The 21,997-nt window shown below is 69.9% G+C and carries 19 protein-coding genes and 1 riboswitch; of the genes, 11 read left to right on the top strand and 8 right to left on the bottom strand.

All coding sequences use genetic code 11. The features are described from left to right. Positions 1 to 153 precede the first annotated feature (153 nt). The 3 genes from VGC13_RS26950 to VGC13_RS26940 form a co-directional block, all read right to left on the bottom strand. Positions 154 to 1,536 carry a helix-turn-helix domain-containing protein gene (locus tag VGC13_RS26950; protein ID WP_331128424.1) on the bottom strand — a complete coding sequence of 461 codons (1,383 nt, stop codon included), beginning with the start codon at positions 1,534 to 1,536 and terminating at the stop codon, positions 154 to 156. A gap of 62 nt (positions 1,537 to 1,598) precedes the next feature. Then, positions 1,599 to 3,125, bottom strand: coding sequence for a D-alanyl-D-alanine carboxypeptidase/D-alanyl-D-alanine endopeptidase (gene dacB, locus VGC13_RS26945; protein WP_331128423.1), 1,527 nt, complete (start codon positions 3,123 to 3,125; stop codon positions 1,599 to 1,601). Positions 3,126 to 3,127: 2 nt separating this feature from the next. Then, positions 3,128 to 3,748, bottom strand: a complete 621-nt coding sequence (locus VGC13_RS26940; protein WP_331128422.1) for a GNAT family protein — start codon at positions 3,746 to 3,748, stop codon at positions 3,128 to 3,130. A gap of 430 nt (positions 3,749 to 4,178) precedes the next feature. After that, a riboswitch (cyclic di-GMP riboswitch) is annotated at positions 4,179 to 4,276 on the top strand. Between the two features lie 12 nt (positions 4,277 to 4,288). Between VGC13_RS26940 and VGC13_RS26935 the strand changes: the two genes are divergently transcribed. Further along, complete coding sequence (locus tag VGC13_RS26935) at positions 4,289 to 5,299, top strand: glycoside hydrolase family 6 protein (protein ID WP_331128421.1); 1,011 nt, start codon at positions 4,289 to 4,291, stop codon at positions 5,297 to 5,299. Between the two features lie 742 nt (positions 5,300 to 6,041). Further along, positions 6,042 to 7,196: a hypothetical protein gene (locus VGC13_RS26930; protein ID WP_331128420.1), complete on the top strand. Its 1,155-nt coding sequence runs from the start codon at positions 6,042 to 6,044 to the stop codon at positions 7,194 to 7,196. A gap of 570 nt (positions 7,197 to 7,766) precedes the next feature. On the opposite strand, the gene VGC13_RS26925 is transcribed toward VGC13_RS26930, so the two are convergent. From VGC13_RS26925 to nfi, 3 genes are all read right to left on the bottom strand, one after another. After that, positions 7,767 to 8,651 carry a hypothetical protein gene (locus tag VGC13_RS26925; protein ID WP_331128419.1) on the bottom strand — a complete coding sequence of 295 codons (885 nt, stop codon included), beginning with the start codon at positions 8,649 to 8,651 and terminating at the stop codon, positions 7,767 to 7,769. After that, positions 8,648 to 9,178, bottom strand: a complete 531-nt coding sequence (locus tag VGC13_RS26920) for an RNA polymerase sigma factor (protein ID WP_331128418.1) — start codon at positions 9,176 to 9,178, stop codon at positions 8,648 to 8,650. The genes VGC13_RS26925 and VGC13_RS26920 overlap by 4 nt, the downstream gene beginning before the upstream one ends. A 216-nt stretch (positions 9,179 to 9,394) precedes the next feature. Then, entirely contained in the window at positions 9,395 to 10,099 is a 705-nt protein-coding gene (gene nfi, locus VGC13_RS26915; protein WP_331128417.1) for a deoxyribonuclease V, read from the bottom strand. 187 nt (positions 10,100 to 10,286) lie between these two features. Here nfi and VGC13_RS26910 point away from each other — a divergent pair, with 187 nt between their 5' ends. The 8 genes from VGC13_RS26910 (at position 10,287) to VGC13_RS26875 (ending at position 20,090) form a co-directional block, all read left to right on the top strand. After that, the gene (locus tag VGC13_RS26910) at positions 10,287 to 10,652 is read left to right on the top strand and encodes a hypothetical protein (RefSeq protein WP_331128416.1); all 366 of its coding nucleotides are present in this window, start codon (positions 10,287 to 10,289) and stop codon (positions 10,650 to 10,652) included. Positions 10,653 to 11,903: 1,251 nt separating this feature from the next. Continuing rightward, positions 11,904 to 12,059, top strand: coding sequence for a hypothetical protein (locus VGC13_RS26905; RefSeq protein ID WP_331128415.1), 156 nt, complete (start codon positions 11,904 to 11,906; stop codon positions 12,057 to 12,059). Positions 12,060 to 12,281: 222 nt separating this feature from the next. Beyond that, on the top strand, positions 12,282 to 15,485 hold the full coding sequence (locus VGC13_RS26900) for a BamA/TamA family outer membrane protein (RefSeq protein WP_331128414.1): 3,204 nt from the start codon (positions 12,282 to 12,284) through the stop codon (positions 15,483 to 15,485). 531 nt (positions 15,486 to 16,016) lie between these two features. Continuing rightward, on the top strand, positions 16,017 to 16,622 hold the full coding sequence (locus VGC13_RS26895) for a TetR/AcrR family transcriptional regulator (protein WP_331128413.1): 606 nt from the start codon (positions 16,017 to 16,019) through the stop codon (positions 16,620 to 16,622). A 109-nt stretch (positions 16,623 to 16,731) separates the two neighbouring features. After that, positions 16,732 to 16,890, top strand: coding sequence for a hypothetical protein (locus VGC13_RS26890; RefSeq protein WP_331128412.1), 159 nt, complete (start codon positions 16,732 to 16,734; stop codon positions 16,888 to 16,890). A gap of 195 nt (positions 16,891 to 17,085) precedes the next feature. Then, on the top strand, positions 17,086 to 17,454 hold the full coding sequence (locus VGC13_RS26885) for a hypothetical protein (RefSeq protein ID WP_331128411.1): 369 nt from the start codon (positions 17,086 to 17,088) through the stop codon (positions 17,452 to 17,454). Positions 17,455 to 17,511: 57 nt separating this feature from the next. Continuing rightward, positions 17,512 to 18,570: a cell division protein ZapE gene (zapE, locus tag VGC13_RS26880; RefSeq protein WP_331128410.1), complete on the top strand. Its 1,059-nt coding sequence runs from the start codon at positions 17,512 to 17,514 to the stop codon at positions 18,568 to 18,570. A gap of 413 nt (positions 18,571 to 18,983) precedes the next feature. Beyond that, positions 18,984 to 20,090: a hypothetical protein gene (locus VGC13_RS26875; RefSeq protein WP_331128409.1), complete on the top strand. Its 1,107-nt coding sequence runs from the start codon at positions 18,984 to 18,986 to the stop codon at positions 20,088 to 20,090. Positions 20,091 to 20,096: 6 nt separating this feature from the next. On the opposite strand, the gene VGC13_RS26870 is transcribed toward VGC13_RS26875, so the two are convergent. Both VGC13_RS26870 and VGC13_RS26865 read right to left on the bottom strand, forming a co-directional pair. Continuing rightward, a complete protein-coding gene (locus tag VGC13_RS26870; RefSeq protein WP_331128408.1) occupies positions 20,097 to 20,663 on the bottom strand; it encodes a metal-dependent hydrolase in 567 nt (188 codons plus the stop codon). A 211-nt stretch (positions 20,664 to 20,874) separates the two neighbouring features. Next, positions 20,875 to 21,060 (bottom strand): pinensin family lanthipeptide, encoded by a 186-nt coding sequence (locus tag VGC13_RS26865; RefSeq protein ID WP_331128407.1) that lies wholly within the window; start codon positions 21,058 to 21,060, stop codon positions 20,875 to 20,877. Between the two features lie 291 nt (positions 21,061 to 21,351). On the opposite strand from VGC13_RS26865, the gene VGC13_RS26860 reads away from it, so the two are divergent. Then, entirely contained in the window at positions 21,352 to 21,996 is a 645-nt protein-coding gene (locus tag VGC13_RS26860) for a hypothetical protein (RefSeq protein WP_331128406.1), read from the top strand. The last annotated feature ends 1 nt before the right edge of the window (position 21,997 follow it).

Below are 21,997 nucleotides of genomic sequence, written 5' to 3'. Positions count from 1 at the left end.
GGACAATCGGGTCATACTGGCAAGCGGGGTGATGGACCGGAGGTTCTGAAAACGCCGGGTCCCAATCGCGCGGAGGCGAGATTTCCCCTTTGGCCCCTTTGTGACCCCTTCTCCATCCCGGCGCGCACTACCCTGGGTAGTGCATGTGAGCGTTTACGCCTCACGGTTCAGCCGGTAGCGGGTGCCGCGCCCTGTAGCGCCCACTCGTTCCAGGAGACCGCGGTTGGTTAGATCGGCCAGATCGCGCGACGCGGTACGCTTTTCGGTGCCCGTTAGCTTCTGGTACTCGGAGTTGGTGATCGCGCCGTTGGTCTTTACGTGAAGCACGGCCAGGACCTGCCGTTCGTTCAGTTCCAGCTGCCTCAACTGGTCCGCCGAAAACGCATCCTTTCGGAAAACCACCTTGAACCCGCCGCCTTCGTTGTTGATGAATTCGGGTTCGGGCAGCCTCTGCTGCCGGCACGCCTTGATCATCCGCAGCGTCCCTGTCCCCCAGCGCTCGATGAGGCCTGACTTGTAGAAGACGTCGGCCAGCAGCTCGTTGCGGCGCCGCGACGGGTGCGGATCGATGCGAAGGAGCGCGGGAGTGAGGTCGTTGACGAGCGGCCCCGGGTTCCAGATCTCCAGCCGATCATCATAGACCCGGATCTGGATGTCACCCGACGTCATGTAATCGCGGTGCACCAGCGCATTGTTGAGCGCCTCGCGGAGCGCGACGTACGGGTACTCCCAGATTTCCTGCCGCTGCATTCCCTCCATGCCGCCACCGCCCTGGCCTACCTCGAAGCGGACGTCCAGAAACCGCATCCGCAGGGCATCCATTGTCCCATCCAGCTGCTCGAAGATGGTCCCGTCCTGCAGGTGCTCTGCGAGGATTTCCCCGTCCCGCACCTTGGCAATGCGCACGCGAGCCGTCCGGACGATCCTCTGCGGCTCAATGCCGAAGAGGAGAAGCCCAGCATTGGTAAGGTGATTTCCCTTCAACAAATCCAGCTTGTCCAATACCGCCTCGGCCGGCAGATCGGCGCTCAGGTGTGGAAGCCGGCCTTTGTCGAGATTCTTTACAAGTGCCACAAAACCGAGCACCGCGTCAGGATCGATCGCTTCTGCCCCATGATTGGTCGAGAGCGCATCCCATGAGCTTCCGATCTGCTGGAGCATCCGACGGCCGACGTCTTCACGGGAAAGCTCACGGTTCGTGCTGCCCACGCGCACCAGATGGCGACCCTTGCAGGCCACCAGCCAATCCGTGGCCGGCACGCTGACGACCAGCACGTTCTTGCCGTCCATCTCGTTCCATTCGATTCGCGGCGCGATCCCCAGGCTGTCGGAGATCGTGCTGGCGACGGAACGCAGAACCGAATCGGACCTGGAGAGCCCGACGGCCTCCCCTTCATCATCCAGCCCGATGAAGAGGATGCCTCCGCGCGTGTTCGCGAACGCGCAGACATCCTCCAGCGCCTTGTCGTTGAACTTCACCTTGAATTCGACCTGTTCGCCCTCCTGCAGATCAGCGTAGGTCTGCACCTCGGTCATGGCTCCAGCCTGCTACGGTTTGAGTCAGCTGCCGGAAAAATGGAGCGGCACGAGCCCATCGATCACGGCCTCGTGCGGCGGTCCAGCGCGATCAGGCGCATCAGCGCGGCTTCGGCAAGGCGGTCGGCGTCGCGGGCGCCGAGGGTGTGGTGGTTCACCATCATCGAGAACACCATCCGCTCCCCGGCCGCCGTGGTGAAGTAGCCGGACAGGCTGCGCACGCCGCTGAGCGTTCCCGTCTTGGCGTGCACGTTCCCCGCCGCCGGGGTCCCGCGCATCCGCGCCGCCAGCGTGCCGTCGCGCCCCGCGACGGGGAGCGCGTCGTGGAACGCGCCGAAGTGCGGACTGCGCGCCTCGCGCTCCAGCAGGGCGACCAGGAACTCCGGCGCCACCAGGTTGTAACGCGACAGCCCGCTGCCGTCCGCCTGCGCCAGCAGCCGCCGCGGCAGCCCCCACGCCGCCGCCATGCTGTCGATGGCGGCGGCCCCGGCGCGCGCCGTCCCCTGCCCGCGCAGCTCGCGCCCCAGCGTCTTGAGCAGCAGCTCGCCGATCTGGTTCTGGCTGGGCTTCATGAACGCCGCCAGGATCTCGCGCATGGGCGCCGAGGTGTGGGTGAAGAGCGGGGTGGTGGCCGCCGGCTTGCCACGCGCGGGGTCGTCGTCCGCGTCCAGGCTCTGCCCGCGCACGCCGATCCCCGCCTCCAGCAGCGCCTGCCGCAGCACCGAGGCAAAGAACCGCGTGTTGTTGCGGACCGAGACCTCCTGCTGGTACGTGGTGTCGGCGGGAAGGGTGCCCGAGACGGCCACGGCGCCCAGTGAGTCGGCGCGGTCCACCGTGATCCGCGGCGCGCTGTCCGCCGGGGCCATCCACACGTTGCCGGCGACCGGGACCCACTCGTCCGAGACGGGGCGGGTGGTCACCGCCGCGGCGCGCTGCCCCGGCACCGGCGTCACCAGAACGGTGACGAATCCCTCGTTCAGCTGCAGCCCGCCCACCTCGGCCGAGTACGAGTCCGCCACGTCGTCCCAGGCCCAGCCGCGGCCCAGCGGCAGGTCGTCGAACACGTCGTCGTTGCCGATGACCGCCCCGGTGATGCGCCGGACGCCGTGCGCGCGCAGCGAGTCGGCCCAGGCGCGAAAGACCGTCCGCACGTCGCCGTGAAAGCGCTCGGAGATGGTGGGGTCGCCGCTGCCATGGACGATCAGGTCGCCCTGCAGCACGCCGTCGCGCACCGGGCCGCTGGCGGCCACGCGCGTCAGGTAGCGGTAGTCCGGCCCCAGCGCCTCCAGCGCCGCGGCCGCGGTGACGATCTTCATGTTGCTGGCGGGGACGAACATCTTGCCCGCGTTGCGCGCGTACAGCGTCTGCCCGCTCTCCAGCGAGCGCACCAGCACCCCCCAGTGCGCGCTGGCGAACGCCGTGTCGTTGAAGATGCTGTCCAGCGCCGCCGCGACCGCCGGCTGCGCGGCTGACGACAGCGATACCGCCGCCGGCGTCTGCGCGGGCGCGGGGAGGGCGGAGGGGCGCGCGGGCGTGCACGCGGCGGCCAGCGCCAGCAGGAGCGCGGGGGCGAATCGGCGGATGTGCATCGTCAGGTTGCTGCGTGGATGGGATTGCGTCGGTCCCGTGGATGCGGCGCGGCGAGCATCTGCTCCAGGCGCGCCTTTACCCCCGGCCATTCGTCGTCGGTCACGGAGAAGTAGACGGTGTCGCGCACGCGCCCGCCCTCGGTGACCATGTGCTTGCGCAAGATGCCTTCCTCCCGCGCGCCGATGCGCAGGATGGCGCGCCGCGACCGCTCGTTGAGCGCGTCGGTCTTGAGCTCCACCCGCAGGCAGCCCAGGGTCTCGAACGCGTGGCGCATCATCAGGTACTTGGCCTCGGTGTTCAGCGCCGTTCGCTGCCACGGCCGCGCGATCCACGTCCACCCGATCTCCACCCGCCGCTCCTCCGCGTTGGCGAAGCGCGTGCTCCCCGCCACCTCTCCCGTCGCCGCGACGGTGGTGACGAAGGGAAGCGCCGTCCCCTGCGCCTGTGCCCGCAGCGCGGCCTCGACGTAGCGCCGCACGTCGTCCTCGGAATGGATCTGCGACGAGGTCCAGCGCCACAGCTCCGGATCGCCCGCCGCCCGCCAGAGCGCGGGAACGTGCTCCGGCGTCATGGGCACCAGCCGCGCGTGGCGGCCCTCCAGGACCACGGGATCCAGGTTCATCGGGATGGGAGTCAGGTGGATACGGACGCGCGGACAAGATGGATGGCGGCCGGGTGGATGGAAAGGCGCGGTGTGGAGGATGGAAAGCGGGCGTTGCGACGGGGATCGAAGCTGCGTCCGCCGGGGTGCCCCTCCCCCGGCCCCACCCCGCTCGTTCCTCACGGAGAGGGGAGAATTCGATCGCGCTCCGCGGGTTTCGGCTCGCGTCACCTCTCCCCCCTGCAGTTCAGGGGGGAGAGGCCGGGAGAGGGGGGCGCAGGCGGGCGCCAGGTCGATCCCTGTCGTCGAGTCCACCTGTGTCTCTGCTACGGGATCAGATCCCAACTCATTGACCGAAGCTGCGCAAGTCGTTAAATTACATGCACTTGAAACAACACCGCCTTCTGCTGGTTCCAGCGAAGACGGCGTCCCGGCCTCCCGGCCGGGCACCTTCCGACAACGGCAAACCCGTAGAAATACGGGGACGCAAAGCCACGGGGCTTCCGTGGGCGCCTTTTGCAGGCGCCGCAAGCCAGCCGGGCTACCGAAGAGGTGGACAACATGGCAGAGATCCGCTCCGGCGCCCTTTCGGGTGCCCTTCGTTCGTCCGTTCGCCGCCTTGCCCCCGCGCTGCTGGTCGCGCTGGGCACCCTGGCCGCCACTCCCCGCGCCGCCGTCGCCACCGACGCGGTCGATCTGCCCAACCCGATCGCCCGCGCGCGCTTCTACGTAAATCCCGGCACGCACGCCGCGCGGCAGGCCGCCGACTGGCGCCGCTCGCGCCCGCGGGACGCCGCGCTCATCGAGCGCATCGCCCGGCAGCCGCAGGCCACCTGGTTCGGCGAGTGGAACCGCGACGTGCGCGCGGACGTCGACGGGCTGGTTTCCGCCGCCACGGCGCAGGGCGCGATTCCCGTCCTGGTGGCGTACAACATCCCCCAGCGCGACTGCGGGCAGTACTCCGCGGGCGGCTCGCGCGGCGCCGACGGCTACCGCCGCTGGATCCGCGCCTTTGCGGCGGGGATCGAGGGCCGCCGCGCGGTGGTCATCCTTGAGCCCGACGCCACCATGGTGACGGACTGCCTGACCCCCGCCCGCCGTGACGAGCGGTTCCGCCTGCTGGGCGAGGCGGTGGACGCGCTGAAGGCGGCCGGCGCCACGGTGTACCTGGACGGCGGCAGCCCCACCTTTGGCCGGTACGACGAGATGGCGGAGCGCCTGCGCGCTTCGGGCATCGATCGCGCGGACGGGTTTGCGCTGAACGTCTCCAACTTCATCGCCACGCCTCGCGCCATCGCCGCGGGCGAGCAGCTTTCGCGGCGGGTGGGCGGCAAGCACTTCGTCATCGACACCAGCCGCAACGGCGCGGGCACGGCCAACGGCCACAACTGGTGCAACGCCGCCGGGCAGGCGCTGGGCGCGGCGCCCACCACGCAGACCGGCCACGCGCTGGTGGATGCGTTCCTGTGGGTAAAGCACCCGGGCGAGAGCGACGGCACCTGCAACGGCGGCCCCGCCGCTGGCGGCTGGTGGGCCGACTACGCGCTCGGCCTGGCGCGCTCGGCGCGGTAAGCTTCAGGCACCGGAATCAGAGAACCCCTCGCGGCAGTGCGCCGCGGGGGGGTTTGTGCATCGGGCCGTCATACTGGATCAGCGGACGCTCTCGCGGCTTTCCTGAGCCTCATGCCAGATCCTGAAAAGAATAATCGTACAGAGGAACAGAGTCAGACAGAGAAAGCCAGCTGAATATCATCTTGGTTCCTCTGTCTGACTCTGTTCCTCTGTATCCATAAAGGTGTTGTTCTCCCGGATCCAGTATCATGACTTCCTGAGGAAGGCGCCGCTCCGCACTTTGCCCGTACGATTCACCCTGGCGCCGACCGAAGGATCTCGCCGGCAGAACCGTGGGGCCGGGTCTCTGCTGAGGAGCCTGTCACTCGCGAGCCGAGACGAGATCCTTCGGTCGCGCGTCAGCCATTGTGGCGACGGAGGGCTCCACGCCGCGCTCCCTCAGGAAGTCAGGCGGCTGTTCTGATCTGGATCAGCACCAGACCCCCAGGTGAACCCGCGCAGCCTCGTCATTCTGGCGCCGCCGGACGAGGGCCCTAGATTGATCGCCACGTGCCGGGTTCGTTCCCGCGCGGATTCCCGATCCGCCGGAACTTTGTGCATCGCGAACCGGTAGCAGTCGCCCGCGCCGGCCGCCGCTGCCACGCGGCTGGACGACGCACCGTCTTATCGGCACGCGGCCCGGGCTGCACCCCCGCAGCTGACGACGAGCTTTCATCCACACCTTCATCGCCCCCGGAGGCCCATGAACCACCTGCACCGCGCCGCGCTGGCGGCGGCCTGTCTGCTGTCCGCGTTTCCCGTGGGCCTCCGCGCGCAGCCCGGCACGGCGCCCATCCAGGTTGGCCAGAGCGTGACGGGCGCGCTGGAGGCGGGCGACCCCACGGTGTTCGGCCGCGGACGCTTTCGCGCGTACCGCTTCGAGGGCACGCGCGGGCAGCGGCTGCAGGCGACCCTGCAGTCGTCCGACTTCGACACGTACCTCATCGTGGGACGGGTGGTGGGGCCGCTGATGGACGAGGTGCGCGCGAACGACGACGGCGGCGAGGGCACCGACTCGCGCCTGCGCGTCACCCTGCCGGAGAGCGGCATCTACCTGGTGGTGGCGCAGTCGTTCAGCGAGGACGGGACCGGCGCCTTTACGCTGAACCTGCAGACGGCGCCGGAGCCCACCACCGGCCAGGCGCGCCCCCTCTCCATGGGCCAGACCGCCACCGGCGAGCTTACCGAGACCGACAACGTGGAAGAGGATCAGGAGCGCATCTACGACGTCTACACCTTCGCCGGGCGCTCCGGGCAGCGCATCACCGCGCGGATGGATTCGGAGGACTTCGACACCTACCTGAACCTGGGGCGGATGGACAACGGCGTCTTCACCTCGCTGACGACGGACGACGACGGGGGCGAAGAGGGCACCAACTCGCGCCTGTCCCACGTGCTGGACCAGGATGGCCAGTACGTGATCCGCGCCAGCTCGTACGGCGAGGACGGCGGCGCGTACACGCTGCGGGTGGATGAGCGCGTGGCCCGCGCCCCCGCCGCGCCGCGCCCGCTCACCGCCGGGCAGCCGGCCTCAGGGCAGCTGGACGAGGACGATGCCATGCTCGAGACCGACGGCTCGTTCTACGAGCTGTGGAGCTACCGCGGGCGCGCGGGCGAGCAGGTGCGCATCCGCATGCAGTCCGAGGACTTCGACACCTTCGTGGCCATCGGGCGGATGGAAGGCGGCTGCGGCGACTTCGAGGAGATCGCCACCATGGACGACGGCGGCGAGGGAACCAACTCGCTGCTGGAGGTCACGCTTCCCGAGGACGGCGAGTACGTGATCCGCGCCAACTCCTTCAGCGCCGACCAGACCGGCGCCTACACGCTGATCGTGGAGTCGTCGCGCGACCGGTGATCCGGATCGAGGGACGAACGAAGGCCCCTGACCGCGGCAGCGGCGGGGGCCTTCGTTCGTCCGTGTGGGTTTTCCCGGGCCTTCTGGATGCCAATCCAGGAAAACACCTGTCATTCTGAGGGAGGCGCCGCGCGAACCTGTCTTTCACGCACCACGGCCTGTGCGCCGACCGAAGAATCTCCTTCGGGAACGGGGGCCCCTCGCGCTGAACCAGCCGTAGCCGACTATCCTCAGACCAGATCCTGAAAAAGAATGATCGTACAGAGGAACAGAGTCAGACAGAGAAAGCGAGCCAGGATATCATCTTCGCTCCTCTGTCTGACTCTGTTCCTCTGTACGCATGAAGGTGTTGTTTTCCCGGATTCGGCGTTACACCGAGGACATGGAGAAGACAAGAGGATAGGTTTCTCCTCCGTACTCTCTCCGTGCCCTCCGTGTGAGACGGCAGACTGCGGGATTCGGTATCATGTATCCACGCCCGTGATACACGAAAGACGCGGAGGCGCGGAGGAAACCTCTCCTCCGCGCCTTCACGTCTCCGCGTGAGGCGGCTTTTTCCGAAGGCGCGGATCAGCCTTCGGAGGCCGCCAGGTTCACCGTCCACAGCCATGCGCGGTTGGCGCGCGACACCGCGATGGTGGTCTCCGGCTCATCACCGATCTTCAGGCGGATGAAGCGGTAGCGCGTGGGCACGGTGATGGTGTAGTCCGCGCGCGACGTGCGGGTGTTGCGCAGGTGCAGCCCGTCGGGCGTGGGCTCCAGCGTTTCGCCCGTGCGGCCCGCCACCACCTGGGCCACCGCCTGGGGGCTTTCCTGCACCCAGATGGTGATGGCGCCCACCCGCTGCCGCGACTCCACCTCCAGCAGCACGTAGTTGCCCGCGGGGTTGAAGCGCACCGGCGCCGACATCCCCGGCGGCAGCCCCGGCCGGCGCGCGCGTCCCGGCGCGGCGGGCGCCGCCGACTCGTCCGCGGCCGGCTCCGCTTCGGCCGGCCGGGTGGCGCGCTGTCCCGCGTCGGGGACCAGCACCGGCGCCGACTCCACGGGCCGCGGGTCGGGCCGCCCCAGGCCCAGCCGCTCGGCCACGTTCCCCATCAGCGCGCGCCCCGGCACCGTGCCAAAGCTCACGGTCAGCATCAGCGCGATCATGGCCGCGGCGGCCAGCGTGCCGCGGCTCCACACGGTGGACGGGCGCCGGCGGAAGCGCGCACGCTCCACCGCCGCCATCGCCAGGGCCTTGCGCTCGTCGGACGCGGGCGTGTCCAGCGCGCCCAGCCACGACGCAACCGAGCCCGCGCGCGACTGCATTCCGTGCAGCCGCGCCGCGCACTCGGCGCACGCTTCCAGGTGGACGCTGGCCCAGCGCAGCCGGGAGCGGTCCATCTGGTGGTCCATGTATGCAACAAGGTCGCCGTCCTCCAGGTGCTGGGGGCGGGACCCGATGGTCAGGTTCATCTCAGGCTCTCCGAGGTCGTGGCGAGCTCGTTCGACAGCTTGTTGAGCGCGCGCGCCAGCATGGTGCCCACCGAGCCGGTCGTGGTCCCTACCGCGTCCGCTATCTCGTGGTGGGCAAAGCCCTCCTCCCTCATCAACAACACGGTGCGCTCCTTCCACGACAGCCGGTCGAGCGCGGCGCGCACTACCTTGCGGCGCTCGCTGCTCTCGGCGTTGGCGTCGGGCAGCGGCGCAACGTCGCCCACCGGCGCGCGGTCCGGAGACGCGCTCAGCAGCTTCATCCACCGTGCCCGCGCGCGGGCGGTGTCGCGGACCACGTTGGTGGCGACCGCGAACAGCCACGCGCGCAGGTGCCGGTCCTGCGGCGGCCGTTCGACCAGCCGGACGAACGCTTCCTGGGCGGCATCCGCCGCCAGGTCGCTGTCGCCCGTAAGGCGCACGAGGTATCGGTACAGCGCATCGTAATGCTCCGTGAAGAGCTGCGTTACGTTGATGCGCGGTTCCGGTGAGGGCGTAGCAGGGGACAAGAGGTGCCGTCCTTAGAGCTGTGCGCTCACTGGTCGGGGTGGAACGCGTGGGCCGGCCGTATTCTGACCGGCGTGGGGACGGGAGGGGCTGAAACGGGCCCCGGAGGGGGCGGGCGCCGCGCAAATCCGCGGGCCCCGTGCATCAACCTAACGCCGTACACGCCCGTGCGGGAGGGGGATTGCGCGGCTTTCCCCGGAAATGAATCCCGGTTTACGTCACGTAGTGGGACGGTCCGCCCGCCGCATCTCGTTCACCCGCTCGTGCGCCCGCCGGGTGGTTTCCGGCTGCCGGTACCGGGGCGACAGGCGCAGCACCATCTCCACGGCGGTGGGCAGGTCCATGCGGTGCCCGGCCGACACGTACAGCGGCTTGGTCCTGGCGCGGGTGCGCACCACGCGCCCCACCACCTCCCCCTCGTGCACGATCGGCTGCGTGTCCCCCCGCTCGTCGCCCAGGGGCTCGTGCGTGCCGATGAACGGGTTCTTCGCGCAGCCGATGCTTGGAACGTCCCAGGCCACCCCGCCATGACACGCCAGCCCGAACCGGCGCGGATGCGCGTAGCCGTGGCCGTCGAACACCACCAGGTCGGGGCGCACGCGCAGGGCGTCCCAGCACGCCTGCAGGGGCGGGATCTCGCGAAACGAGAGGTAGCCGGGGACGTAGGGAAAGCGCAGCTCCATCGCGGCGGCCGCCTCGTCCACCGTTTCCATGGTCTGCAGGTCGATGACGACGATGGCCGCGTAGCCGTAGTGGACGAAGCGCTCCATCGACACGTCCGCCCCGGCCACGAACCGCGGCGCGAACCCCGCCGGCGGCTCCGTGATCAGCCGGCCGCGCAGTGCCTGCTGGATCTCGCGCGCCTCCGGCACGGTCATCTCCCAGCGGCGCGCGGGGCGGGCGGGCTCTTCGGTTTCCGACATCGCATGCTCGGCGTTGCGGCGTGATGAATTCGCGGACACTCTGTCCATCGGTACCCGCCGGCGGCGACCACTTCCGGTACCGTGCTGACCGCTTCGTGGCGCACCGTGGACGGGAGCGCGCGGGGGATTATCTTGCCATTCGTCCCACCGCCACACAACCGCCCAATTCCCACCCCGCGGAGACACAATGGAGCGCACCCGGTTCATGGAGCACAGGGGCCAACGCATCCTGCTGCTGGACTATGCGGGGGTAAAGGATCCCGCCGAAGCCCTGCGCGACATCCGGCACTCGATGGAGGTGGTCGCCCGGCAGCCGCCCGCCTCGCTGCTGGTGATGACGGTGGTGCGCGAAGCACGGTACAACGCCGCGGTGCTGCAGGGAATGAAGGAGCTGGCCGCCCACAACGCCCCGTACGTCAAGGCGAGCGCCGTGGTGGGGATGTCGGGCCTGCACCGCATCGCCTACCAGGCCGTCATCCTCTTTTCCAAGCGCAACATCAAGGTGTTCGACCAGGAGTCCGAAGCGCTCGACTGGCTGGTCACCCAGGCCTGACGAGGGATCGGGGGATTCGGCGGGGTCCTCCCACGAGCCGCTTCGGCTTCCTGGAGGGTTGGACCGGGCGTACGAATCGCTCGGCTGGGTGGTCACTCAGGCCTGAGATCGGAGGATTCAGCGGCCTCCACTCTCACGAGCCGCTTTACTTCCTGAGAGGGTGTTGCCAACCCCCAAGCTGACAAAGAAGCGATGACTTCCTGAGAGGGTGTTGCCAAACCCCCAAACTCACGAAGAAGTGATGACTTCCTGAGGGAGCGCACCACGTGTAACCCGATTCCACACAACCGCCTGCGCGCGACCGAAGGACCTACTCTCGGTCACGACGGGCTAGATCCCGAGTCGTGATCCAGCCCATTCTGCCGGCGAGACCCTCGGGTCGGCGCCAGAGCGCATTGTATCAGCAGGTCCTGATCGGCGCCTCGCCGAATGGAAACCCCGGATGTCACCCCGAGCTGTCATTCCGAGGGAGCGCCGCACGAAACCTTCCGCCCACTCCGCACCTGGCGCGCGACCGAGGAATCTACTTTCCGTTTCCTCGTGGCGTGCCGCGACACCCCGAACTGGCCCTGTCAGGCGGTTTCGCCACCGCAGCGATGGCGCGGGCTGCCGCGTCCCGCCTCGCCTGGGCCGACAATAAATTCCTCGGCCCTGCAACCTGCGGCGCGGTCGTCTGACGGCACTGTGGCCGGGCCTCGGAATGACAGACTGTTTCAGCCAGCAGAGTGCGCAGGGCGCCGTCTGACCCAGGAAGTCATTGTGCGTAAGGTAGACGTACCGGCCGGAGTGCCACGGGAGCGTGCCTCACGGACACCCGATGCGCGTCCTTTGGCTGACTCTCCGCCGCGTACATAGTCGGGGGATGACGCGAACTCGCGGATTCCGGTCCGCCCTTTCGCTGCCGGGGTGCAGTCCGGGTCCGGCAAAAGACGCGCATCGGGTGTCGTGCAGTCCGGCTCCGGTGCGGCTGCGGCGGACACCGATGCCGCCGAAAGCGCCGATCCGCACGGTGAACGGCTCTTCCCTCCGCATCCCAGCGGCTGCTGGCGTGAATCGAGGCTGCTGAACCCACGCGCGCCGGCGCAGGGGATCGCCGGCATCCTCCTCAAAAAAATTCTCATACACACCGTAAGGCACCGTTCACCAGCACGTCGGCTGGGGCTGGTGGAAACCGGCGCCGTGGCGGGCACGCTCCCTGCCCTTCCCGATCATCCGGGTTCCTGGATCCACCGCGAGAGAATCGAACGTACCATGGCAGACATCAACGTGCGCCGCCGCGGGCCGGGGGCGCGCCCCTGGATTCTCGGCATTCTGATGCTGGCGGCGCTGGCCGCGCTGGGCCTGTGGCTGCTGGACGAACGGGCCGACGACCGGGCGCTGGACGGAGTGTCGGCGACGGCCGAATAGGGGTTCGGGGCCGCTGGCGTGTCATAAAGAACGGCACGCGGGACGTTCCTGCCCTGAGTGCTTGCGGCCTGCATGGGGAAGGGGTACAGGAAGTGCATAACCTTCCTCCCCGAAAAGTCCCGCAGCGATCCACCTTCCGGCGCCCCTCCCGCGTCCGCCGGCCGGACCGCTGTGCGCACCAGCGGTCCGTTCCAATTTCCACGGCCGGCACGAGGAGCCACCATGTCCGCACCCCCACGCCCGAGGATTCGCCTGGCCGCCGCGCTGGCCCTGGCGGCCGGGGCGGTTGCCCTGAACGCCGCACCCGCGCCCGCGCAGTACTTCGGGCGCAACAAGGTGCAGTACGAGACGTTCGACTTCAGGGTGCTGCGCACCACCCACTTCGACGTCTACTTCTACCCCGAGGAAGAGGTCGCCGCCCGCGACGCCGCCCGCATGGCGGAGCGCTGGTACGCGCGCCTTACCCGGGTGCTGGAGCACGAGTTCGAGGAGCGCCAGCCGCTCATCCTGTACGCCAGCCACCCGCACTTTCAGCAGACCGTCGCCCTGGGCGGTGACATCGGCGAAGGCACGGGCGGCGTGACCGAGGCGTTCAAGCAGCGCATCATCATGCCCGTGGCCAACTCGTACGAAGAGACGGACCACGTGCTGGGGCACGAGCTGGTGCACGCCTTTCAGTACGACATCAGCGGCTTCGGGCGCGCGGGCGGCGGGCTGGAAGAGGCGGCCCGCCGCTTCAACGTCCCCGGCTGGTTCGTGGAGGGGATGGCCGAGTACCTGAGCGTGGGCCCCGTGGACCCGCACACGGCCATGTGGCTGCGCGACGCGGCGCTCACCGGCCGCATTCCCACCGTGGAGCAGCTGACCTACGACCCCAGCTTCTTTCCCTACCGCTGGGGCCAGGCGTTCTGGGCGTACGTGGGCGGGCGCTGGGGCGACGCCAGCATCGGGCAGATCCTGAAGCAGGTGGGGCAGGGCGTGCCCTACCCCGACGCCTTTCAGCGCATCCTGAACGCGTCGCTCGAAGAGATCGTGGACGACTGGGGCACCTCCATCCGCCGCACCTACCTGCCGCTGCTGGCCGAGCGGCGCGAGGCGCGCGAAGAGGCCGTTCCGCTCATCACCCTGAAGGGCGAGGGCGGGCAGATCAACGTGGCGCCGGTGGTCTCGCCCGACGGCAAGCTGGTGGCGTTCCTGTCGGAGCTGGAGTTCCTGGACGTGGAGATGTACATCGCCAGCGCCGAGACGGGCGAGATCATCCGCCGGCTGGTGCGGGGCACCGCGTTCGATCCCCACTACGGCAGCCTGCGCTACATCAACTCGGCGGGCACCTGGGCGCCCGACTCGCGGCGCTTTGCCTTCAGCGCGCTGCGCGACGAGCGCGACGTGGTGGTGGTGATGGACGCCCAGCGCGGCAGCCGGCTCAAGGAGTACGAGATCCCGGGGGTCAGCGAGATCACCAACCCCACCTGGTCGCCCGACGGGGCCACCATCGTGGTGTCGGGGCTGCGGGGCGGGCTGAGCGACCTGTACGCCATCGACGTGGCCACGGGGCGCACCCGGCAGCTGACGGACGACCGCTTCGCCGACCTGCAGCCCATGTACTCGCCGGACGGGCGCACCATCGCGTTCGCCACGGACCGGGGCGAGACGGACTTCAACAACCTGTCCTTCGGCGAGTACCGGCTGGGGCTGATGGACGTGGCCAGCGGCGAGATCCGCACGCTCGACCCCAACGGCGAGAACGCGCGCCGGGTGGTGGGCAAGAGCATCAACCCGCAGTGGACGCGCGACAGCCGGGCGCTGTACTTCATCTCGGACCGCACGGGCATTCCCAACGTGTACCGGGTGGAGCTGGCCAGCGGCGCGCTTACGCAGGTGACCGACCTGTTCACCGGGGTGAGCGGCTACACCGACCTGAGCCCGGCGCTCTCGGTGTCGCACAACGCCGACCGCATGGTGTTCACGGCGTACGAGCGCAGCGGGTTCAACATCTACTCCATCAGCAACCCGGTGGAGCTGGCGGGGACGGAGCCGGCGCCGCTGCAGACGGCCGCGGCGGGGGTGCAGGGCATTCCGCTGGCGGCGCTGCTGCCGCCGGTGCCGCGCCCCGAGGAGGCGCCGTACAACCGCGTGCTGCTGGCCATCAACGAGTACCAGACGGGGCTGCCGGACCCGGAAACCCAGGGCACCTGGACGGTGATCCCGTACCGGCCGCGCATTTCGCTGGACTACCTGGGGCAGCCCAGCGTGGGCGCCACGGTCAGCACGGGCGGCTTCAGCCGGGGCGGGCTGTACGGCGGCATCTCGGGCATCTTCAGCGACATCCTGGGCTACCACAACGTCTACGCCACGGTGCAGGCGCAGGGGCAGGTGGACGAGATCGGGTTCAGCACCCTGTACCTGAACCAGAAGCACCGCTGGAACTGGGGCGTGTCGGCGCAGCGCATCCCCTTCGTCTACGGCGGCTACGCCGAGGGGCTGAACGAGGACGGCGAGTACGTGGTGCAGCAGGTGCTGCTGCGGTACTTCGACACCAGCATCAGCGGCGTGACCCAGTACCCGTTCTCGCAGGTGCAGCGGGTGGAGTTCTCGGGCGGCGTGCGGCGCATCAGCAACGACCAGCAGATCACCGAGAACGTGTACGAGCCCATCATCCAGAACGGGCAGATCGTGGGGCTGAACGGCCCCGTCGACCAGCGCCGGCGCGAGGTGGAGGGCAACGCGTACAACCTGGCCGAGGCCTCGGCGGCGCTGGTGTACGACGCCTCGCTGATGGGCTACACGTCGCCCTTCGCGGGGCAGCGGTACCGCTTCGAGGCGGCGCCCACGGTGGGAAGCCTGCAGTTCACCACGCTGACGGCCGACTACCGCCGCTACGTCTTCCTGCGCCCGTTCACGCTGGCGTTTCGCGGCATGCACGTGGGCCGCTACGGCCGCGACGAGCACCGGGTGGGCGCCATCTACCTGGGCTGGCCGTTCCTGATTCGCGGCTACGGGCGTGAGAACGTGGCCGAGGCGTGCGCGCCCACGCTGCCGGACGGCGGGCCGGAGTGCGACCTGTACTTCGACGAGCTGACGGGGAGCCGGGTGGGCCTGGCCAACGTGGAGCTGCGGGTTCCCATCATCCGCCAGCTGGTGGTGGGCAACACGCTGGGGCTTCCGCCGGTCGAGGGCTTCCTGTTCGCCGACGCGGGCTCGGCCTGGGGCAAGGTGCAGGACGGCGCCGGCCAGATCGTGGAGTCGACGCCCACCTTTCGCCGCGGCATTCAGCCCGGCGCGGGAGACCGCGGCATCCTGACCAGCGCGGGCGTGGGCGCGCGGGTGAACCTGTTCGGCTACTTCGTGGTCGAGGCGGTGTACGTGAACGCCTTCGAGCGCGAGCGCGGCTGGCACTGGCAGTTCGCCCTGCAGCCCGGGTTCTAGGACGGACGGGAGTGCGGGAGTGCGGGAGTGCGGGAGTGCGGGAGTGCGGGAGTGCGGGAGTGCGAAAGTTCGCGCTCCCGCACTTTGGCGTTGGGGGGCTGGGTGCCGTGCCGTCCGCTGGCGCCCCCTCCGGGCTCGCATGACTCGCCCACCTCCCCCAAAACGGCTGGGGGAGGTTGGGTAACCGCTGGGGGTGGAGGCTCGGCGACGAGCATCGAACTGGCGCCGGCCGGGGGCCCCTCCCCCGGCCCCTCCCCGTTCGTTCCTCACGGAGAGGGGAGAATTCGATCGCGTTCCAGACAGCTCGTCGAGCGCGTCACCCTCCCCCGCGCAGTTTGCGGGGAGGGCCGGGGGGGGCGCCCGCCGCCGCAGCTCCAACCCCGTCGCGGCGCCGGCCATAACTCCCGCACGCACTCCCGCACTCCCGCACTCCCGCACTCCCGCACTCCCGCACTCCCGCACTCCCGCACTCCCGCACTCCCGCACTCCCGCACTTTCGCACTTTCGCACTCCCGCACTATCTTCCGCCGCATGACTGAGCGCCCATTCACCGAAAGCCGCGAGCAGCGCCGCCGCGCCATCCTGGACTCGGCGGTGCGGGTGTTCGCGGAGCATGGCTTCTTCGCGGCGCGCATCCGCGACATCGCCGCGGGGGCGGGGGTGGCCGAGGGCACCATCTACCTGTACTTCGAGGGCAAGGACGACCTGCTGCTCACCGCCTTTCGCGAAAAGGTGAACGAGTTCGTGGCGTCCGTGCGCGAGGTGACGGCGTCGGAGCTGCCCTTCGAGCAGCGGCTGGCGCGCTTCGCCGAGCTGCAGTTCCAGAGCATCGAGGCCGAGCCGCCCCTGGCCATGGTGCTGCTGCTGGAGTCGCGGCAGTCCAGCAAGTTCTACGGCGGCGCGGTGCGCGACGTGCTGCGGACCTACGCGCAGGCCATCGACACCCTGCTGGCCGGCGGCGTGGAGCGCGGCGAGCTGCGGGCCGACACCGAGATCCCGCTGGCGCGGCGCATGCTGATCGGCGCGCTGGAGGAGATCGAGCTGGAGTGGCTGCTGGGCGAGCGCACGCGTCCGCTCGCGGCCATCGCGCCGCGCTTTGCCGCGGCGTTCTACCGGGGCATCGTGGCGGGAGGGTGAGCTTGACACCCGCGCGCGCGGATGCCAGGTTGTGCGCCTGCCCGCGCGAGCGTCGGGCGGACGGAACCGGAACGAGCCCGCGCGTCGGGCGTGGCATGGCGGAACGAGCATGGCTGACCTGAACGTCCAGCGGACCACCACCCACACCGAGGTGGTTGAAGAGGAGTACGAGAACTGGGAGATCGCCCTCTGGCTGCTGGGCATCCTGGCCATTCCCGGCGTGCCCATCCTGATGGTGGTGTTCCTGACGCCCTGGAGCGGCCTGTAGCGCCCGGCTCCGTCCGCATCCCTCGAGGCCCCCGCCCGTCCAGCCGACGGGCGGGGGCCTTTGCGTCGCCGCGAGCGAAGATGCGTGTGGCGGGCGGGGACGGCACGTAGATTGACCGATGCCGGCCCGGTGCCCGGACGGGCGCCGGATGCCTTTCCGCGGACGCGGAGGTGCAGGATGAGGACGCGGTGCTGGATGCGACTTGCGCTGGTGCTCGCGGCGCTGGGGACGGCCGGGTGCGGCGGCGGGGGAACGCCCTCGCTGGGCAAGCCGGGCCCGCCGGTGTCGGTGCACGTGGCGAACGACCATTTCTCGGACGTCACCGTGTACGTGGTGCAGTCGGGGATGCGCTGGCGGCTGGGGATGGTGACGGGGCTCTCGCGCCAGCGGTTCACCCTGCCGCGCGTGGCCCACGACGCGGGCGACCTGCGCCTGCTGGCCGACCCGGTGGGCGGCGCGTACGGCTACCTGAGCCCGGCGGTGCGCGTGCACGCGGGCGAGACGGTGGACCTGCGGCTGCACGCCGAGCTCAGCATGTCCAGCGTCTCGGTCTGGGACCGCTGAGCGCGCCGGGCGGGCCGCGCCCGCTCTTTCGCTGCCGTAGAAAGGAATCACGCCTTCGTGCTGCGCCTGGACGACCTGCTTTCGCGCATTCCCGCCCGCCCCGACGCCGCCGGGCTGGTGGCGGGCTTCGTTCCCCCGCCGCGCTTCCAGGCCAAGCGCTTCGACGACTACCGCCCCGACCCGCGCCACCCCTCGCAGGCGGACGCGGTGCGGCGCCTGCGCGAGATCGCGGGTGAGCTGGAGCGCGCGGAAGGCGGATGGCGCCGGCTGCGCGCGGCGTTCGGCGGGGTGGAGCGCGGGGCCGGGGTGTACCTGGATGGCGGCTTCGGGGTGGGAAAGACGCACCTGCTGGCGTCGCTCTGGCACGCGTCCCCGGGGCCGCGGGCGTACCTGAGCTTCGACGAGCTGGTGTACGCCATCGGGCTGCTGGGGGTGGAGGGCGCGCGGCAGGCGTTCCGGGGGATGCGGCTGGTGGCGGTGGACGAGTGGGAGCTGGACGATCCGGGGAACCTGAAGCTGGCGCTGGCCTTTTTGCGCGGGGCGCTGGCGGACGGCATTCGCGTGGCCACCACCTCCAACACCATCCCGGACGAGCTGGGGCGCGGCCGCTTCGACCAGAAGAATTTCCGGACGGAGATCGAGGAGCTGGCCACCGCGTTCGAGGTGCTGCGCGTGGAGGGCGAGGACTACCGCCACCGCCGCTTCGAGGCAGACCCCGGCCGCGCGTACTTTCTGGACGACGGGGCGATGGACCGCGCCCGCGCCGCGGCGGGCGGGCGGGCGCTGGCGGCGCCGTTCGAGGAGCTGCTGCGCGGGTTGGGGGAGATTCACCCCATCCGCTACCACGCGCTGATCGGCGCGATGGACGCGCTGCTGGTGGAGGGGGTGCGGCCCATGGAGAACCTGTACGAAGGGCTGCGCTGGGTGCACTTCGTCGACAAGCTGTACGACAACGCGGTCCCTTTCGCCGCCACGGGCCAGGGGGGGCTGATGGGGATCTTTCCCGCCGAGTGGCTGGGCGGGTCGTACGGAAAGAAGTTCTCGCGCTGCCTGTCGCGCATGGAAGAGATGCTGGGTGAGCACCGCGCGGGGGCTGGAGGACGCGTGAGCGAGTAAACTCGCCGCAACAACCGCGGAAAGCCCCGCAAACCGCGCGGGGCTTCAACTGCACACTGAAACATCCGTACGACGCGAACCCGTCGGCCAAGGCCGACGTCGCGTTGTCCCAGCCGCGAATTCATTCGCCTGGTCCGGGCCCCGCGGGAGCGAGTAAACTCGCCGCAACAACCGCGGAAAGCCCCGCAAACCGCGCGGGGCTTCACCAGCGCACCGGAACATCCGTACGGCGCACACCCGTCGGCGAAGGCCGACATCGCGTTGTCCCAGCCGCGAATTCATTCGCCTGAGCTGCGCGAGGCTTCACCTGCGTGAACCGTATCTCGCCGGGATGTGGATCCCTGGATCATCCGGATTCTCAAGAACCTGTAGTGCCGTCCCAAACTCGTGTGACGAAGCCGCTGATGTCCGAGATGCCGACTGACTCCCTGCGTGACGACCTGCTGCGCCACATTTCCGCCGGGACGGGCGCGGCGATGGCGGAGGCGGAGTTCGATCGCCTGGCGCGGGCGGTGTTCGCGCACCAGTTCGCCCGCAACACGCCGTACCGGCAGTTCTGCAAGCGGCGCGGCGTCTCGCCGCACACCGTTGCGCACCGGGGAGAGATCCCGGCGGTGCCCACGGACGCGTTCAAGGCGGCGGCGCTGGTGTGCGGAGACCCGGCGGACGCGGTGGCGGTCTTTCGCACCAGCGGCACCACGGCGGGCCCGGAGCGCCGCGGCACGCACTACCTGCCGGACCTGGCGCTGTACGACGCGGCGCTGCGGGCCGGCTTTCGCGCCCACCTGCTGCCGGAGGGCGCGCGGATGCGGATGATCTCGCTGGTCCCCCCTCCCGAAGAGCTGCGCGATTCGTCGCTGTCGCACATGGCGGGCGCGGTGGTGGCGGATTTCGGGACGGCGAAGAGTGGATGGTACGTGTCGGCGGAGGGCGGCATCGACCACGCGCGGCTGGCGGATGCGGTGCGTGATGCGGAAGGGGCGGGCGAGCCCGTCTGCATCCTGGGCACCGCCTTCGCGCTGGTGCACTGGCTGGATGCGCTGCGCGACGCGGGGACGCGCGTTCGCCTGCCGCACGGATCGCGGCTGATGGACACCGGCGGCTTCAAGGGCCGCTCGCGCGAGGTCACGCGGGAGGAGCTGTACGGCGCGGTGGAGGAGCGGCTGGGGATTCCCGCCGCGTGGTGCGTGAACGAGTACGGGATGACGGAGATGTCGTCGCAGTTCTACGACGGCGTCGCGGGATCGGCCTTCGCGCCCGCGGAGCGGCTGCACGCCGGGCCGCCGTGGGTGCGCACCGAGGCCACCGATCCCGAGACGCTGCGCCCGCTTCCGCACGGCGAGACGGGCGTGCTGCGCCACTTCGACCTGGCCAACCTCGACTCCGTGATGGCCATCCAGACCGCGGACCTGGGCGTCACCTCGCCGGAGGGCTTTCGCGTGCTGGGCCGCGCGCGCGGCGCCGAAGCACGCGGCTGCTCGCTGGCCATGGACGACCTGCTGCGCGCCATCGGCCGCTGACGCGCGTCAGCCGGCGGCGACCGGATCCACCGCGCCCGCCCGCCTTCGCCGGATCGCGCGCGCCACCAGCAGCAGCGCACCGAAGATCGCGGCGCCCATCGCCGTCTGGATCACCAGGTTCAGGATGGCGCCGGGGCGCAGCACGTTGAGCGCCGTATCCACCATCCCGTCGCCCTCCACCGGCACCTTGGGAAAGAACTTTCCCAGCGAGTACGGCCGCGCGCCGGTGAAGGGCCAGCCCAGCATGAGGTTGGTGGGCCCGCTCTCGTCCAGCAGGTCCACCAGCAGGTGCGAGCCGTAGCCGATCCCCGCGATGGCCGCCCACCGCCCGCCGCCGGCCGCGTACGCCAGCAGCGCCACCACGGTCGTGGCCGAGAGGCTGTGGCTGAAGGTGCCGTGGTAGCTGCCGCCCCTGCCCAGCAGAATGCCCAGGATGATGTCGCCGTCGGGCGCGGCGGCCAGCACCGCGGCCACGGCCCACGCGAACCGGCGCGGCGGCGGCTGCCGCATTCCGGCGAGCGCCACCTCCGCCAGCCCGGCGCCGATCAGCATGTGTGCGGGAGGAAACGCCATTCTGCCTGGTTTACGCGGTGATCGAAACGGAAACGGTGCACCCGGGTTCGCGCCGCCCATGGCACCAATCGTTCCGCGCGCACCTGTAAGGCCGGCCGAGCACCACGGATTTCCCCCTCCGCAAAGATGAACCCCTCCCCCGGCAAGCCCGGGAGAGGGGTCCACGCTGTGGCCACCGCGCGCCGCGATCGGCGTGGCGGCCCAGAGCCGCTTAGTTGCAGCGGCAGGAGTACTCTTCGGTGCAGAAGCAGTGGTACGGAGGGCAGGTGGTTTCCGTGCAGCCGCCGATGCGGGTGCCGATCTGCTGCCCTTCCACCGTTCCGCGCTCCTCGGACCGTTCCGCCGTCTCGAACGATTCCACCTGGAGCGAATCGAGCTTCATCTGGATCTTCTTCATGGCCGCTTCTCCCTGGGATGGGGCGTGACAGGACGCCGGGCATACGTGGCGCCCCCGATGCAGGTCGTTCCCCTATCAGACGCCTTTCGCGCACCAGATGTTGGATTGCCGCCCCAGGCGCGTCGTGCCCGATGGAATCCGCCGCCCCGTTCCCCCCGCCACCCGTTCACCCCTTCACCGCGCCAACCGTTCACCTTCACCGCCGCCCTTGCGTCGGCACCGGTCCTGCAAACAGATTGGGCGGCTTTTCTCGAAGCGAAAAATCCGTCCGGCATCCCCGAAACAGGTGGAATGAGCAAGCGCAGCGCAGCCGGGCCCCACACGCCCAGCGTAACCCCCGTATTTCCGCTCATCCTGCTGGAAACCATGCGCGACATGGACAAGCCGGACGAGGTGCTCGAGGGGGAGAACCTGGCCGCCAGCATGCCCCGCCGCCTGGGGCTGAGCGACGTGGTGTACCTGCAGATCCACAAGTTTCGCGAAGAAACCAAGAAGAAGAGCCTGCAGACGCCGGCCGTGGTGGAGGACCTCATCCGCCTGGTCATCCGCCGCCCCGACGCCGACGAGATCTTCGAGGAGGCCGGCCGCCGGGTGGCCCGCCACGCCTGGGCGGAGAAGTCGGGCGCGTCGCGGCGCTGGCTGAAGCTGCTGCCGTCCGGCATGCGGCTGCACGCCGCCGCCCGTGGCGCGCGCAAGGTGATGGGCGAGATGGCGGGAAGCGCGCAGCTGGAGGTGCAGGCGCGCCCGCTGCTGGTGCGCCTGCGCGGCTCGCTGACCAGCACCGCCGACCCGGGCGGGGCGGCGTGCGCCTTCTACACCGGCGTCCTGGCGGAGCTGATGACGCAGTACACGGGGCGCCCCCACACCGCGCAGCACCCGCGCTGCCACGCCCGCCGCGCCGACGCCTGCGAGTGGACCGCGCTGGTGGCCGGCTGAC

Source organism: Longimicrobium sp., from assembly GCF_036399255.1.
Taxonomy (GTDB): Bacteria; Gemmatimonadota; Gemmatimonadetes; order Longimicrobiales; family Longimicrobiaceae; genus Longimicrobium.
Note: the sequence above shows the minus strand (reverse complement) of the source record. Positions and strands in the feature narration are given on the sequence as shown.

Bases quoted from the DNA above. Each gene is read 5' to 3' on its own strand.
- VGC13_RS26910 (WP_331128416.1), top strand. From the start codon at position 10,287: ATGGAGCGCACCCGGTTCATGGAGCACAGGGGCCAACGCATCCTGCTG.
- VGC13_RS26885 (WP_331128411.1), top strand. From the start codon at position 17,086: ATGCGACTTGCGCTGGTGCTCGCGGCGCTGGGGACGGCCGGGTGCGGC.
- VGC13_RS26900 (WP_331128414.1), top strand. From the start codon at position 12,282: ATGTCCGCACCCCCACGCCCGAGGATTCGCCTGGCCGCCGCGCTGGCC.
- VGC13_RS26890 (WP_331128412.1), top strand. From the start codon at position 16,732: ATGGCTGACCTGAACGTCCAGCGGACCACCACCCACACCGAGGTGGTT.
- VGC13_RS26940 (WP_331128422.1), bottom strand. From the start codon at position 3,748: ATGAACCTGGATCCCGTGGTCCTGGAGGGCCGCCACGCGCGGCTGGTG.
- VGC13_RS26870 (WP_331128408.1), bottom strand. From the start codon at position 20,663: ATGGCGTTTCCTCCCGCACACATGCTGATCGGCGCCGGGCTGGCGGAG.
- nfi (WP_331128417.1), bottom strand. From the start codon at position 10,099: ATGTCGGAAACCGAAGAGCCCGCCCGCCCCGCGCGCCGCTGGGAGATG.
- VGC13_RS26860 (WP_331128406.1), top strand. From the start codon at position 21,352: ATGAGCAAGCGCAGCGCAGCCGGGCCCCACACGCCCAGCGTAACCCCC.
- VGC13_RS26925 (WP_331128419.1), bottom strand. From the start codon at position 8,651: ATGAACCTGACCATCGGGTCCCGCCCCCAGCACCTGGAGGACGGCGAC.
- VGC13_RS26950 (WP_331128424.1), bottom strand. From the start codon at position 1,536: ATGACCGAGGTGCAGACCTACGCTGATCTGCAGGAGGGCGAACAGGTC.
- VGC13_RS26875 (WP_331128409.1), top strand. From the start codon at position 18,984: ATGCCGACTGACTCCCTGCGTGACGACCTGCTGCGCCACATTTCCGCC.
- dacB (WP_331128423.1), bottom strand. From the start codon at position 3,125: ATGCACATCCGCCGATTCGCCCCCGCGCTCCTGCTGGCGCTGGCCGCC.
- VGC13_RS26930 (WP_331128420.1), top strand. From the start codon at position 6,042: ATGAACCACCTGCACCGCGCCGCGCTGGCGGCGGCCTGTCTGCTGTCC.
- VGC13_RS26935 (WP_331128421.1), top strand. From the start codon at position 4,289: ATGGCAGAGATCCGCTCCGGCGCCCTTTCGGGTGCCCTTCGTTCGTCC.
- VGC13_RS26895 (WP_331128413.1), top strand. From the start codon at position 16,017: ATGACTGAGCGCCCATTCACCGAAAGCCGCGAGCAGCGCCGCCGCGCC.
- VGC13_RS26905 (WP_331128415.1), top strand. From the start codon at position 11,904: ATGGCAGACATCAACGTGCGCCGCCGCGGGCCGGGGGCGCGCCCCTGG.
- VGC13_RS26865 (WP_331128407.1), bottom strand. From the start codon at position 21,060: ATGAAGAAGATCCAGATGAAGCTCGATTCGCTCCAGGTGGAATCGTTC.